General features: G+C 71.3%; 12 protein-coding genes. 5 read left to right on the top strand and 7 right to left on the bottom strand.

Annotation, left to right across the window (positions count from 1 at the left end; all coding sequences use genetic code 11):
- From HV824_RS31380 to HV824_RS31370, 3 genes are all read left to right on the top strand, one after another.
- On the top strand, positions 1–584 hold a 584-nt coding region (locus tag HV824_RS31380; protein WP_176424892.1), incomplete at its 5' end, for a RadC family protein.
- Positions 584–835 carry a DUF3006 domain-containing protein gene (locus HV824_RS31375; protein WP_176418927.1) on the top strand — a complete coding sequence of 84 codons (252 nt, stop codon included), beginning with the start codon at positions 584–586 and terminating at the stop codon, positions 833–835. The genes HV824_RS31380 and HV824_RS31375, both read left to right, overlap by 1 nt.
- A 46-nt stretch (positions 836–881) precedes the next feature.
- A complete protein-coding gene (locus HV824_RS31370) occupies positions 882–2969 on the top strand; it encodes an ATP-dependent DNA helicase RecQ (RefSeq protein ID WP_176418894.1) in 2088 nt (695 codons plus the stop codon).
- A 13-nt stretch (positions 2970–2982) separates the two neighbouring features.
- Here HV824_RS31370 and HV824_RS31365 read toward each other — a convergent pair whose 3' ends face one another.
- Positions 2983–3366: a hypothetical protein gene (locus HV824_RS31365; RefSeq protein WP_176418895.1), complete on the bottom strand. Its 384-nt coding sequence runs from the start codon at positions 3364–3366 to the stop codon at positions 2983–2985.
- 1 nt (position 3367) lies between these two features.
- Positions 3368–7078, bottom strand: a complete 3711-nt coding sequence (locus HV824_RS31360; RefSeq protein ID WP_176424891.1) for a tetratricopeptide repeat protein — start codon at positions 7076–7078, stop codon at positions 3368–3370.
- 91 nt (positions 7079–7169) lie between these two features.
- Here HV824_RS31360 and HV824_RS31355 point away from each other — a divergent pair, with 91 nt between their 5' ends.
- The gene (locus HV824_RS31355) at positions 7170–7622 is read left to right on the top strand and encodes a hypothetical protein (RefSeq protein ID WP_176424890.1); all 453 of its coding nucleotides are present in this window, start codon (positions 7170–7172) and stop codon (positions 7620–7622) included.
- Positions 7623–8019: 397 nt separating this feature from the next.
- Here the strand turns inward: HV824_RS31355 and HV824_RS31350 are convergent, their stop codons facing one another.
- The 5 genes from HV824_RS31350 to HV824_RS31330 all read right to left on the bottom strand — a co-directional run bounded on the left by HV824_RS31350 (position 8020) and on the right by HV824_RS31330 (position 12959).
- The gene (locus HV824_RS31350; protein WP_176418898.1) at positions 8020–8943 is read right to left on the bottom strand and encodes an SDR family oxidoreductase; all 924 of its coding nucleotides are present in this window, start codon (positions 8941–8943) and stop codon (positions 8020–8022) included.
- A gap of 35 nt (positions 8944–8978) precedes the next feature.
- Complete coding sequence (locus HV824_RS31345; RefSeq protein ID WP_176418899.1) at positions 8979–9833, bottom strand: lysophospholipid acyltransferase family protein; 855 nt, start codon at positions 9831–9833, stop codon at positions 8979–8981.
- Positions 9834–9890: 57 nt separating this feature from the next.
- The gene (locus HV824_RS31340) at positions 9891–10844 is read right to left on the bottom strand and encodes a polysaccharide deacetylase family protein (RefSeq protein ID WP_176418900.1); all 954 of its coding nucleotides are present in this window, start codon (positions 10842–10844) and stop codon (positions 9891–9893) included.
- A 17-nt stretch (positions 10845–10861) separates the two neighbouring features.
- The gene (locus tag HV824_RS31335) at positions 10862–11572 is read right to left on the bottom strand and encodes a glycosyltransferase family 2 protein (protein WP_176418901.1); all 711 of its coding nucleotides are present in this window, start codon (positions 11570–11572) and stop codon (positions 10862–10864) included.
- A gap of 73 nt (positions 11573–11645) precedes the next feature.
- Entirely contained in the window at positions 11646–12959 is a 1314-nt protein-coding gene (locus HV824_RS31330) for an NAD(P)/FAD-dependent oxidoreductase (protein ID WP_176418902.1), read from the bottom strand.
- Positions 12960–13165: 206 nt separating this feature from the next.
- Between HV824_RS31330 and HV824_RS31325 the strand changes: the two genes are divergently transcribed.
- The coding region (locus HV824_RS31325; protein ID WP_176424889.1) for a zinc-ribbon domain-containing protein at positions 13166–14329 on the top strand (1164 nt) is incomplete at its 3' end.

The raw sequence follows: 14329 nt of genomic DNA, 5'->3' as shown, positions 1-14329 counted from the left end.
GGGCACTGCTGTCGGAAGGGGGCGGGCTGAAGGGCCTGGTGCAGCAGGAGCCCCTGGCGCTGAGTCTGCGGCCTGGCGTGGGACCTGTCCGGGCGGCGCAGGCACTGGCCGCGCTGGAGCTGGGCCGCCGCTCGCAGCGTGCCGGGGAGCGCAGGCCCAAGCTGCGCACGCCGAAGGAGATTGCCGCGTACCTGGCGCCGGCGCTGGGGGCGCTGCGGCGCGAGGTGTTCCACGTCCTGTGCTTCAACGCGCGCAACGTGTTGCTGCATGACGCGCGCGTGGCGGAGGGCACCATGAACACCTGCCCGGTGGACCCGCGTGAGGTGTTCGCCGCGGCGCTCACCTCGCGCGCCACGTCCATCGTCCTGGCGCACAACCACCCTTCGGGGGACCCGGAGCCCAGCGTCCAGGACCTGGGCCTGACGCGGCACCTGGTCGCGGGGGCGCAGCTGCTCAACATCAAGGTGCTGGACCACGTGGTGATGGGAGACGGCGGCTACGTGTCGATGCTGGAGCGCGGGCTGCTGCCGGACGAAGCACGGGAGAAGCGGCGGACGTGGAGCGCGAATGGAGGCGGCGGATGATGGTGAGCATGGTGGGGTTGTGGGGCGCGGTGCAGGTGGAGCTGCTGGAGGACGTCCGGGCGCAAGTGGTGCGGCTGGACACCGGACAGGCCTCCACGGTGGAGCGCGCGTCGCTGCCCACGGGCGTGCGCGAGGGTGACGTCGTGGTGGATGGCCGGCTGGAGCCAGGGCAGACGGAGGCGCGGCGACAGGACGTCGCGCGGACACGGGCGCGGCTGGCTGTTCCGGTTCCACCCAAGTTCGACCTGTGAGTGGAGGCCGCGCGCCGGCCTCGTTTCCGTTGACGGTTGGACCAGGATGATGAACATGCGCGCGATGCCGGTGGACCTGCCCTACCTTGAGGAAGCACAGCAGGGGCTGGTCCGCCACTTCGGCCTGTCCCGGTTCCGGCCGGGGCAGGACCAGGTCATCTCCTCCGTCTTGAGCGGCCGCAACACGGTGGTGGTGATGCCCACCGGCGCGGGCAAGAGCCTGTGCTACCAGCTGCCCGCCACGCTGCTGCCGGGGCTGACGCTGGTGGTGTCGCCGCTGATTGCCCTGATGAAGGACCAGGTGGAGCAGCTCACCGCGCGGGGCATTCCCGCGACCTTCATCAACTCATCGCTGTCCGACCTGGAGCGCGCGGAGCGGATGCGCAAGCTGCGCGCGCGTGAGTACAAGCTGCTCTACGTGGCGCCCGAGCGCTTCCGCAGCCAGAGCTTCCTGGAGACGGTGTCCGCCCTGGGCGTGGACCTGCTCGCCGTGGACGAGGCGCACTGCATCTCCCAGTGGGGGCACGACTTCCGGCCGGACTACGCGCTGCTCGGGCAGGTGCGAAAGCGGCTGCGTCCGCCGCGCACGGTGGCGCTCACCGCCACGGCCACGCCGGAGGTCCGCGCGGACATCGTGCGCGTCCTGTTGATGAAGGACCCGCGGGAGTTCGCCATGGGCTTCGACCGCCCCAACCTCTTCCTGGGCAAGCAGGAGGTGGGCGGCGACGCGGACCGGCACGAGGCCTGCGCGCGGCTGGCGTCCACGGGCGGTAGCGGCATCGTGTACTGCTCCACGCGGCGCGCGGCCGAGGGCATCTTCTCCGAGCTGCACGGGCGCGGGGTGAAGGCGGTGCTGTACCACGCGGGCATGGATGACGACGCCCGGCGCCGCGCCCAGGACACCTTCATGGCCGCGAAGGAAGCGGTGGCGGTGGCCACCAACGCCTTCGGCATGGGCATCGACAAGCCGGACATCCGCTTCGTCGGCCACGCCAACATCCCGCGGGCGGTGGAGGCGTACTACCAGGAGATTGGCCGCGCGGGCCGCGACGGACAGGCCGCGCGCGCGGTGCTGCTCTTCAACCACTCGGACGTCTTCACCCAGGAGCGGCTCATCCAGAGCAGCCACCCGGCCGAGGCCATCTTCGGGGACGTGTGGAACGTGCTCCAGTCGGTGGAGGAGTTCGAGCGGGGCGTGCACGCGCTCGCGGGCACGGTGAACGCCAGCGAATTCGAGGTCAGCGCGGCGCTGCGCATCCTCGAACGCGAGGGCAAGGTGGAGCGCGGTGGCCGCGGAGAGGGCGAGCACGGCATCACCCTGCTGGAGAAGGCGACCTCCGCGCACCCGCACTCGCCGGACGCGCAGCGGCTGCTCAAGTCCCTGCTGGAGACGTTCCCCGTGGGCCGGCAGGTCACCACGGAGCTGCCCATCCTCGCGCGCCGAATCGGCCTGTCGGTGGACGAGGTCCGCCACGCGCTGGGCCTGCTGGAGAAGGCCCAGGTGACCAAGGTCCGGCGCCCCTTCGCCGGGCGCTCCATCCGCGCGCTGGAGCGGGTGCCCTTCCGCGAGCTGGGGCTCGACCTGAGCCACGTGCGGGAGCAGGAGCGGCAGAACCTGTCGCTGCTGCGGCGGATGACCGAGTACGCGTACACGGACCGGGACAAGAAGTGCCGACGCTCGGCCATCCTCCACTACTTCGGCCAGCGCGACGCCCAGGCGTCGTGTGGCAACTGCGACGTGTGCGCGCCGGAGAAGATGCCCACGCTGCTGGCCCACGGGCCGGCCGCGTCGCGCTCGCGTGGCACGGGCTCCGCGGCGGCGCCGGTGGTGACGAACTACAGCGAGCTGGCCTCCACGGAGCTGCGGCGCTGGCGCAAGGAGCTGTCGAAGGACCTGGGCGTCGCCCCCTTCATCATCTTCAACGACGCCACGCTGCTGGGCCTGTCCGCGGCGCTGCCGGTGGACCGGGAGGGCTTCCTCGCGGTGAAGGGCACCGGGGAGAGCCGCTGGGAGCGCTTTGGCCCCAAGGTGGTGGAAATCTGCCTGATGGCGCGCGCCGCTGGCCATGAGCCCCAGGCCGTGCCGGACGCCGCGGTGCGCGCGCGCAAGCCCGCGATTCGGCGCCGGAGCTGAAGTCGCGGCCTCCTCAGGGGTGCCGGCGTCCGCCCTGGCGCAGGGCCCGGCGCGCCAGCAGCGTCCGGACGCCGCCCATCACCGTGCCCACCACCATCGCGAGCAGGAAAATCACGACCATGGTGGTGAGCCCGAAGACGACGCGCACGCCCACCTCGGAGATGCGGCCGGAGAAGTAGGCGGCTCGCAAGGGCTCCATGGCCCCTGTCAGCTCCAGGGCCCGCGCCGGCAGCGAGTCCAGCGACAGCGACAGCCGCTGGAGGAAGCGCGAGGGGAAGTAGCGCAGGGCAAGCTCTACCCCGAGCCCCAGCAGCAGGTAGACGAGCGACAGCAGGAACGCATTGCCCCACATGATGTGCAGCAGTGGGGAATCCGTTCGGGAGGAGAAATACCTCACGCTACCTCGCCGCCTTCTTCTTGAGGCTGGGCAGGGCCTTCTTCACCCGCGCGGCCTCATTCGCGCCGCCGGCCAGCTTCAGGAACGCCTCGTAGGACTCCACGGCCCGAGGCAGGGCGCCGGGCTCGCGCACCAACGCATCCGCGAGCGCCAGGCGCGCCAGGCCGTCCGCGGGCTCCAGCTCCACGGCCTTCTCCAGCGCGGCCCGGGCCACGTCCTCCTGCCGCTGCTTGAGCGCCACCATTCCCAGTGCAAGCTGGGCGCGCCCATCGAAAGGCGCCAGGCGCACGGCCTCATCCGCCGCGGTGCGGGCATCCTTCACGGCCCCCGCCCCCAGCAGCGCGCGCGCCATGGTGGCCCGCGCGAAGGCCTTGTCCCAGACAGTCGGCGCCCTGGCCGCCAGGTCCTCGAGCGTCCGAGCGGCACCCCGCCCACCGCCCGGCAACTGCGCGTACAGCTCTCCCACCCGGCCACACGTGGCATCGGGCCCTTCCCGCCGGGCCGCGGCGAAGGCCGCCTCCGCGTTGCCACTGTTGCCCTGGCGCATGAAGGCGAGGGCAATCTCACAGAACGTGTCCGCGTCCTTCGGGTCCAGCTTGTTGGCGCGCTCCAGCGCCGAGAAGCCGGCCCGCGCGTCTCCCGCGCCAAAGAGGATGGCCGCGCGCAGCTTGTGCGCCTCGGCGTCATTCGACACCAGCTTCACCGAGCGCTGCACCGCGCCCTCCGCCTCCTTGCGGCGGCCGGCGTGGAACAGCGCCAGCGCGAAGCCCTTGTGCGCGGCCGCGCTCGCCGGGTTCTCCAGCTGCCACGCCTCGAACTGCTTGAGCCCGTCCTGCGTCCGCCCCAGGGCCAGCAGCGTGCGCCCCAGCGCGTCCCGGGCCTCGCCGTGCGCGCCGTTGCGCTCCACCGCCTCCGTCAGCGGCTTGAGGGCCATGTCGGGCAGCCCACGCGACAGCATCAACCGCCCCAGCGAGCACGCGGCCTCGTAGTCACGCGGGTCCTTCTGGGCCTCCTCGAACAGGGCCTGCGCCTTGTCGTAGGCCCGCTCGCGCCAGTAGAGCTGCCCCAGCGCCAGCCGCATGTCGTTGCGAGGCCGCTTCGCCGCGTGCAGGGCCTTCTCCAGCAGCTCCCGCGCCTGGGCGCCATGGCCCTCGGCGGCATCCGCCAGGGCCAGCCAGGAGACGGCCTCCGGGGGATACCGGTCATTCACACGCGTGCGCGCCAGCTCCGCGCGGGCCTTCTTCCAGTCTCCCAGGCGCGCATACGCGGCGCCGCGCACCAGGGACACCTTGCGGCCCCCATCGGCGTCCAGCCGGGTGAGGACCTCGCGCTCCCGGTCGCGGTCCAGCAACGCGCGGCCCAGCCCTTCGCGGGCCTCTTCGCTCTTGGGCCGCAGCTTGAGCGCGGCCTCGTAGGCGGCCTGCGCCGCGCCCAGCGTCCCGGCCGCGCGACTGGCGGCGCCGAGCGCGAGCTGGAACTCGAAGGCCAGGGGCCCCTGAGTGCCCTTGGAGAGCAGCGCGCGGGCCTCGGCATGCTTGCCCTGAGCGGACAGCAGCTCGCCGTGCACCAGCTGCTGGCGCGCCCTCAGTGGCGAGGAAAGCTTCGGGTCCTCCGCGAGCTTCGCCACGTCCGCCAGCGCGGCCTCCAGGTCCTGGTACAGCGCGAGCCGAGCCTCCGCCTGGCCGATGCGGGCCGCGGGGTGCTCGGGGGATTTCTTGCGCGCGCGCTCATACATCTCAATGGCCTGCGGAAAGTCCTCGGAAGCCTTGTAGTAATCCCCCAGGGCCACCAGCGCGCGGACGTTGGCGGCGGAGGCACGGAGCGCGCGGTCGAAGCGTTCGAGCGCCTGCTTCTCGTCCTTCGCCTCCAGCAGCAGGCTGCCGGCGAGCGCATGGACCTCGGTGCTCTCCTGCTGCGAGCCCAGCAGCGCGCTCCGCGCCAGGGCGCGTCCGCGCTCGTCCGCCACCAGCACGTTGGTGACCAGCACCTGAGCGGGGGCGGTGTCCTTCACGCCCGGCCGCTCCAGCGCCTCCAGCGCCTGACGCCGGTCCTCGGAAGCCTGCCCATGGTCCGCGTAGCGCAGCGCGTGCGCCCAGGCCGTCAGCGCCCAGGCCCGGCTGCTGCTGTCGTCCATGTCCCGCGCCTTCTGGAGCTGCGCCAGCGCGGCCTCCAACGAGGCCCCCGTGTCCTGGATGATGAGGTCCTCGGCCCGGGCCAGCGTCTCGTTCAGCGTCTGTCCGCCCTGGTTCGCGCGGATGTTGATGAAGCTGAAGACGACGATGGCCAGCACCACCACGCCCACCACGGCCCCAGCGGCCTTCACGCCGTGCCGGGCGATGAACGACGTCTTCGCGGCCTCGCGCGCCAGCTTCGCCCGCAGCTCCTTCTCGTACTCGGCGGTGAGCGCCTCGGTGTCCGGCTTGCGCGCCTTGGCCTTCGCGGCGGAGGCCGCGGGTGCGGGCGCCGCGTCCGGGATGTCCTCCAGCAGGGAGCGCTTGCCTCCAGCGCCTCGCGACGTCACAGGCGCGCTCGCCACGACGGGCCTCGACGCCGTCGGCTCGGGAGGAGGCAGGTCGCCCAGGAGCCCCCCCGCGCCAGAGGCCCCGGTGTCCTCGGCCACGGCGGCCCCGGCTTGCTGCTCCTCCGCGTCACTGCCCGCCTCGGACTCCAAGGCCGGGGCAGGCTCGTCCGCGACGGACACCTGCTGCGTCGGCGCGTCCGCGACGGCGCCGGAGTCCTGCGCGGCGTCAGCGCGCTGTTCGAGCGCGGAGTCCTCCGTGGGCGCCTGGGCCTCGGAGGCCGCTCCATCCGCGCCACGCGGAGGGGCGTCGTCATCGTCCCCCAACCCCAGGTCCAGGCTCGGAAGCTCCGCGCCCAACACGGACGACACCGGCACCGGCCGGTTCAACAAGCCCAGCGCGGCGCCCGCGTCACGGCCCTCGTCAGCAGCGTCACCCGAAGAGGCTCCCGCGCCGCCCTGCTCCGCCGCGTGACTCGACGGTGCCGCCGCGTCAGCGTCCGAGCCAGCCTGCGTGTTCCCTTCCGCATCCGCGTCCTTCTCGGAGGCTCCGGACGCAACCTCCCCGCGAGCCGCCCCCGAGGCGTCTCCCGCCGGCGTGGCGCCGGCATTCGCGGGCTTCAGCTTCGCCCCATCCCCCAGCGCGGCGGCGCGCAGCCGGGCCGCCGCCATGGGCGCCACCGTCGGGCTCGGCGCCTCGTCCTTCGACGCCTCCTCCGCCGGCGCGTCCTCGTCCGACGAGGGCTTGTCCAGCCCCATCAGGTTCGCGAACACAGGGGCCGGCCCACCCGCGAAGGCCTGCTCGGTCTGCTCCAGCCACTGCTTCACGCGGCCATCATTCGGCTGCAGCGCCAGGGCCTTGCGCAGGATGGGGAGCGCGGACCGGTACAGCCGGTGCTGGAGCAGCACCTCGCCAATCAGGTTGTAGGCGTAGGGGTTGTCCTTCTCGATGGAGATGGCCTGCTCGAACTGGTCCATCGCCTCCGCGGGCCGGCCCTGCTGGATGAGGGCCTTGCCCCACAGCACACGCCCGACAACGGACGCGGGGTGGTGGGAGATGCCTTGCCCGCAGACCTCGATGGCACGCGCGGCGTCCCCCTTTTCCAGCAGGGCCTTGGCGAGTTCGACGAAAACGGAAGAGGTGGGGTCCTGCCGGAGGAGCTGCTCGTAACGCTCCACCATCGACTTGGCCATTGCGCTCGCGACTCCGGTGCTCGGGCGGGGGAGCCGGACCATACCACCGCTCTCTCGTCCCAGGCTGCTGCCGGGTGGTACCCTCCCCACCGTGAATCGCCTGCCTGCCCTGCTCCTCGCGCTCGTCCTTGGGGCGTGCGCAACCACGTCCAAGAAATCCAACCTGGAAGCACTCAAGCCCACCGTGGAGCGCTTCCACCAGGCCCTCCGGTGGAAGGACTTCCGGAGCGCCACCCGCATCCTCGTCCCCGAGCGGCGCAAGGACTTCCAGAAGTCGCGCCTGGAGCTCAACGACGACAAGGACCTGTCCATCACCGACTACGAAATCGAGGACGTGAAGCTGTCCGACGACGGGCACCGGGCCACGGTGCAGAGCCGCATCCAGTGGATGCGGCTGCCCTCGGCCTCCGAGCGCACCGCCATCGTCACCTCGGAGTTCGTCTTCCGGGACGGGGCGTGGCTCCTGGAGAGCCAGGACGACGGCCCCTTCGAGGGCGAGCTGCCGAGCCCGAGCACCCTCGCCGAGCAGCCCCCATCCCCCTGAAAAGAAACCGCCCACCGTCTCGGGGCCGGCCGAGGCGGTGGGCGTCGGGAGCTCCCCTATGGAGCGCCCTACAAGAGTCCGCCCGCCGTCTCGGGGCCGGCCGAGACGGAGGGCGTCGGGAACTCCCCAATGGAGTGCCCTACAGTCTGACGGGGCGACACCGTTGCCGGGCCCATGTCGCCGCGCCGTGATGGGCAGCCACTAGAGCAACGGGAGTGCCAAGCACCGAGCCCGGAGCGGGCGCTGATGAATGGCTGGAGATTCAAGGGGTTGCGGCGCCCGGGAGCCTGACGCCGCCCAGCCTCCGAGGTGGGCCTCTGACATGCCTGTCAGGGGCCCCCGGGCCGGACGTCGCGCCGGGCCTGACAACGGTGTCAGGGCGCCTCGGACTTTCCAGCTAGTCGCCCTGGACGGAGCGGATGGTGTCGCGCATGGAGTGGCGCGGCTTCCAGGCCACGTCCTTCACCCAGCGGCTGCCATCCACCGCACAGAGGAACTGGATGTGGTCCAGCTCCGGCGGCGGGAAGTTGGCCAGCCGGTACTTGAACAGCATGCCCAGCAGCGGCCGGGCCACGGGGTGCGGTACGGGGATGGGGGTATTGCCCAGCTCGCGCATCACCGCGGACAGGGGCACCTCGCCGGGGCCCACGACGTTGTAGACGCCCTTGGGCTCGGGGCGGAGCGCCTCCACCATGGCGCGCGCGACGTCCTCCACATGGATGAGCTGCACCATGGGGTCGAAGCCCGCCATCATCCACGGCCGGCGCATGCGCAGGTAGTTGGAGGGCGCGTTCTTGATGGTGGGCCCGACGATGTGGACGGGCCGGAGGATGACCGTCTCGATGTGGGGGTGCTTCCAGAAGAAGCTGTGCGCCAGCATGTCCACTTCGATGAGGTCGCGCACGCCGGAGAAGCGGCTGGCGGCCATGAGCGGCGCGTCCTCCATGAGGAAGTTGGAGTTGTCCGGACTGGGCCCATAGACGTTGGCCGAGGACAGGACGACGACCTTCTTCACGCCGTACTTCGCGCAGTATTCCAGGAGGCGCGTGGTGCCCACGACGTTGAAGGAGTGGTGCTCCTCCTCGCTCATCCGGGGGTCATGCATGATGCCCATGTGGATGACGGCGCGGATTTCGTTCTTCCGGAAGACGTCCTCCGCCTTCTTCTTGCGGAGGTCGAGCTCGTACATCTCGACATCCTTCGGCCGCCCCGCGAAGGGCCGCCGGTCGATGCCGATGATGCGCTCATGCTTGTGCAGCAACTTCGCGAGGGTGCGGCCGAGGTTGCCGCTGATGCCCGTGACGACGACGGCCGGTTTCATGGAACTCCCCTCTTTAGCACCGCCGCGCCGGGTGCTCACCAGAACACGCCCTGACGCTCCTTGAGGCCCTGGTGGAGCATGGACTGGATGGACGCCTTCACGGTGCGGACCTTCTTGTCCAGCTCGCTGTCCTCGTCGTCCGGGCGCCCGGAGAAGTGCAGCGGCTCCCCGAAGTAGATGCGGTACTTCGTGGGCAGGGGGATGGGCAGGCCCGTGGGGGTGATGGGGAAGGACGGGAAGCCAAAGAGCTTCGCCACCGGCTTGAGGTCCATCAGCGCCGGGGCCTGCTCCTCCGCGCCAATGACGGCCACGGGGACGATGGGCGTGTTCGTCTCCAGCGCCAGACGCATGAAGCCCAGGCCGAACTCCTGGAGCTGGTAGCGTTGGGGCCACAGCTTGTTGATGCCGCGCGTGCCCTCGGGGAAGACGAGGATGGCCTCCTCCGACTCCAGCAGCCGCCGGCAGTTCTCCGGCGTGCCGACAATCTGCCCCACGCGGGCCATGAAGGTGGACACGTACGGGAGCGACGACACCCACTTCTCCACCATGCTGCGGATGACGCGGGGCGGGCTGGCGTCCAGCATCATCGCCACGCCAATCATGGCGCCGTCCATGGGCAGCTGGCCGGAGTGGTTGGACACCAGCAGCACCCGGCCGGCGGGCACGTGCTCGATGCCGTATGTCTCCACGCGGAAGTAGTTCCGGTAGAGCCACAGGAGCGGGGCCACCGCGGACAGGCTGTAGTCCAAATCGAAGCCGAACGGGTCCACCCCGTACTCGTTCCCCGGGCGCGTCAGGCCCTGGAGCCGATGCTTCTGTTCAGTGTTGGCCAGCCGGTCCGTCCACTCGCGCAGGCCCTTCTTCACTCGGTCGGTGACGTTCTCCAGCATGGGGGCTCTTTACACCACCGGCCCCGCACCGGCGAAGCAAGCATGCCATCCCGGCCCTCAGAGACAGCCGGGACGTGCGCTGGCGGACAGGCGCCCGGCGACGTCACGCAGCGTGAGGACCTCGCGCTCCGACTTCAGCCAGCCGAACACCTCGCGCAGGCGCGCCATCTTCCGGGTGGCGCTGACGCGCAAGTCCCGCTGCTGCCGCACCAGCTCCGGGGGAACCCCGTCCGACGCGTCCAGCACGTCCACGCCGTGCAGCTCGAAGTTGAAGAAGGTGTCCCGGCGGCAGGCGCGCCAGAGCCCGCGCAGGGACGCGCTGGGCAGCGTGGTGACGAAGGTGCCGATGAAGGGAAAGCGCAGCGCGGGCGTCACCGTCATGGGCAGCTCCAGCACGGCGCCCGAGCCCCGCCGGTAGGGCCGCGCCGGGTCGGGCCGGTACGGCGCCCGCGGCGCCAGCAGCACGCGGGGCGTGTCCAGCACGGAGCGGGACGGACGCCCCAGCATCGCCAGGCCCCCCATCACCACCGCCTTCGCCAGGTAGTACGGCACGGCGGGGAACGCCGAGGAGCCATACCGGTAGCCCAGCGCCGCCGTGGCCGCGTACAGGTCCGCGTTCAGCGTGTAGCCCGGCGCGCGGAACCCCTCCGGCCGCACACCCGTGGCCGCGAGGATGGCGGCATCCGCGCGCGCCAGGTCGGCCTGGATGGCCTGGGGGCCCCGGCGCGTCAGCGCGTAGTCATGGGCGTAGCTGTGGCTGGCCACCTCGATGCCCGCCTCGTGGGAGGCGCGCATGCCCGCCACGGCGACCGGGTCTGACTCCAGGTCCTCGCCGATGACGAAGAAGGTCCCCGGAATGCCCAGCCCGTCCAGCAGCTCCCGGAAGCGAGGCACCGCCACCGCGTGCACCAGCGAGCGGGCGCGTGCGTCCAGCAGCGACTCCGGCAGGCCATGGATGCGGCAGTAATGGGGCAGCGAGTCGAGGTCGACGGAGATGGACGCCAGCCGCACGGTGCGCCCTCCCCGGCTCAGGTCCCGCGGACGCGGATGACGTAGAACAGCTTGCCCACGTTCTTGAGCACGTTGGGCACGCGCTTGAACAGGTGGATGGAGGGCTGGCGCTTCTCGTGGAGCTGGATGGGAATCTCCATCACCCGCAGGCCCTCGCGCCACGCGCGGATGACGAACTCGCTGGCGAACACGTCCATGTCCACCACGCACTTCTGGATGACGGGCAGCAGCGCCTCGCGGCGGAACGCCTTCAGGCCGTGCGTGTCCGTGCCCTGGAAGCCCAGCGCCACCCGCAGCAGCTTGTTGTGCACCCGCGTGGCCGCCCGGCGAATCAGCGGACGCTGGTCACTGGCGCCCTTGGCCGCCTTGGAGCCCACCACCATGTCCGCCTCGCCCCGCTCCAGCCGCGGCAGCGCCGCGTCGTAGAAGGTCAGGTCGCACAGGTCGATTTCATCACAGACGACGTAGGTGCCCCGGGCCTTGAGGATGCCGGCCTTGAGCGCCACGCCGTAGTTGGGCGTCTCCGAGTGGAACCAGCGCAGGCGCGGGTTGTTCGCGCACAATTCCTCGAGGAGGGCCGGCGTGGCGTCGCGCGAGCCGTTCTCCGCGAAGATGATTTCGTAGTCGAGCCCGCGCGCATCCAGCCCCTGGCGCAACTCCTCCGCCGCCGAGGCGATGATGGACTCCTCGTTGTAGACAGGGATGACGACGGTGAGGTGCGGGGCCATGAACTCGAACCGGGATGGCTAACACGACCCAGGCCACCCGTCGACACAATGCGACGGGTGGGCGAAGGGGATGTCAACCGTTGAGTGTCCTCGCGCACGCGCGCCCGGCGAGGATGGCGTCCTCCATGGAGGAGTACTCCCACTGCCCGTAGCGGCCGGCAATCTGGACTCCGGCATGCGCCAGGAAGCGCAGAATCTCTGACTTCGCCGGGCCGTAGGCATCGTCGTAGAGCACGTAGGCGTGGGGAATCTCGCGCGCCTGGGCGAAGAGCACGTCGTCCGCGGCGTGAATCATCTGCGAGCGCACCAGGTCCTCCACCGCGTACTTCTCCGCCGCGGCCGGGGACAGCTCGCCGTGGTGGCTGTACTCCACGTAGAAGGTGGACGTGTCCGGCGGCGCCAGCGGCGCGTACACCGCGGAGGGCGAGCCGATGCGGTACGTGTGGAACTCCGGCTCCGGCAGGTAGATCCAATGCCAGGGCTGGCGGTTGGCCCCCTTGGCGCCCACTGCCACGTAGGTGACGGTGGTGGCGCGCAGCTGCTTCGCCGCGTCCCGCACCGTGTCCGGCACGCCGGCCTCGCCCTGGGCGAGCAGCTTCACCAACCCGGGCAGGGAGATGCTGGACACCAACCCCGCATAGGGCTGCACGCTCCCGTCCGACAGCGTCACCCTCCGGGCCTTCCAGTCGATGGCGGTGGGCTCGGTGTGCGTGCTGAGCTGGCCGCCCTTCAGGTGGCTCAGCATGGCGCGGGCGAGGCTCTCGATGCCGCCCTCGCGCGGGTACAGGAACGACGCGTTGTAGCCCACCGCGTCGCTGCCAGCCCCCAGCGCGCCGTCCACCACTTCCTTGAGGTTGGGGCGGGGCACGAAGCGGCCCACCCAGGCGGCGGACATCTCACGCGGGTGCACCGTCCACAGCTTCTGGTTGTAGGGCACCATGAAGTTCTTCGCGAAGCCCTCCCCCATGAAGCGGAGGATGAACTCCTCGAAGTTGCGCGGCTCGCGCTCGCGCAGCTCGCGGCCCTTCTCACCGTAGACGGCCTCCACGTAGCCGGTGAGGTTCTCCGCCACCACCTCCGGCGGCAGCCCGTGGGTGTTCACCTGGTACGGGAAGCGGGTGAACACCCCGCGCGTGAAGATGCCGGCCTTGCGCTGGATGCGGACCATCTGCTCCGGCAGCCACAGCGTGTTCACCAGGGCCTGGATTTCCGGGTCGCGCAGGTGGAGCCAGTGACCGGTGGGGTCAAAATAACACCCCTGGATGACCTCGGTCTTGATGAGGCCGCCGACACGGTCGGACTTCTCGATGAGGCGCCAGGGCTTGTTCAGGAAGTGGGCGGTGGAGAGGCCCGCGAGGCCCGCGCCCAGGATGACAATGGGTTCCATTGAGGGGCGGGTCTAGCATCTTCCACTCCGGGAGCGGCGAATCGAACGCGGCGTGCTGACCGGTGGAAGGCGGGAGCCCTCGCCTGCTTGCCCGGGAGGGTGCGCTTCAACCTCCTCGTGTGCGTTCTTTCCGGGCTGGAAACGCCTCTGGTAGCCTGCGCGCACCGCGAAGGCGCTCGGTCCCCCTCTCGCGAGTTCGGAACCCCATGAAAGTCTCCTGCCCGTCTTGCCAGACGAACTACAACATCGATGACAAGCGGATCCCCCCGGGCGGCGCGAAGCTCAAGTGCGCCCGGTGCCAGACCACTTTCCCCATCAAGCTCGAAGCGGTGAGCGCGCCCGCGGCGCCTGCTCCCGCCGAGCACGCCGTTCCGCTGCCGGGAGCCGCCGCCGCGCCCCAGGCCGCCGCCATCCCGCTGCCCGGCGCCGCGCCCGCGCAGTCCGCGGCCATTCCGCTGCCCGGCGCCGCTTCCACGCAGGCCGCCGCCATCCCGCTGCCCGGCGCCGCGCAGGCCGCCGCCATTCCGCTGCCCGGTGCCGCGCCCTCGCAGTCCGCGGCCATTCCGCTCCCCGGCGCCCCCGCGTCCACGGGGGCCGTCCCGCTGCCGGGCGCCGCGCCCACGCAGGCCGCCGCCATTCCGCTCCCTGGCGCTCCCGCGTCCACGGGGGCCGTCCCGTTGCCAGGTGCCGCGCCGGCCCACGCCGCCATTCCGCTCCCAGGTGCGCCCGCGGGAGCCATTCCGCTGCCGGGCGCCCCCGAGGCGCTCAGCGCCGCGCCCCACGCCGCCGCGATTCCCCTGCCCGGAGCGGCCGCGCCTCAGCCCGCCGCCATCCCCCTGCCGGGAAGCGCTCCCGAGGCCGACCCGTTCGCCTTCGACATGGGCGAGCCCGCACAGGCCGAGCCCATCCCGCTGCCCGGAGGCGCCCCGGAAGCCGACCCGTTCGCCTTCGACATGAGCTCGCCCGCCGAGGCCGCCGCGGCCATGCCGCAGGCAGGTGGCCCGTCCGGCATGGACGCGTTCGGTGACGACTTTGGCGAGCCGGTCCAGGACACCCACGAGGTGACGCGCGTCGTCTCCATTCCGCTGCCGACCGACGCCTACCGCGAGCCGACCGACGCTCCGTCTTCAGGGTACGGCGTGAATGAGCCCGCGGAAACGGCGCGCGACTTCGACTTCGAGACCGTCGAAGCCCCTGTCGAGGACGCCGCGCAGGGCTACGGCGTGAACGCGCCCGCGGGCACCGCCAGGGACTTCGACTTCGCCGAGGACGCCCTGCCCGCTCCCGTCGAGGCGTCGCCCGCCGAGGACGCGTTCGCCTTCGACATCGAAGCCCCCAGCGGTGCCGCCCAGGCCCAGCCGCCCCAGGCA

This window comes from Myxococcus sp. AM009 (assembly GCF_013372605.1).
Taxonomy (GTDB): Bacteria; Myxococcota; Myxococcia; order Myxococcales; family Myxococcaceae; genus Myxococcus; species Myxococcus vastator.
The sequence above is the reverse complement of the archived record's forward strand: the minus strand, read 5'-3'. Positions and strand labels throughout refer to the sequence as shown.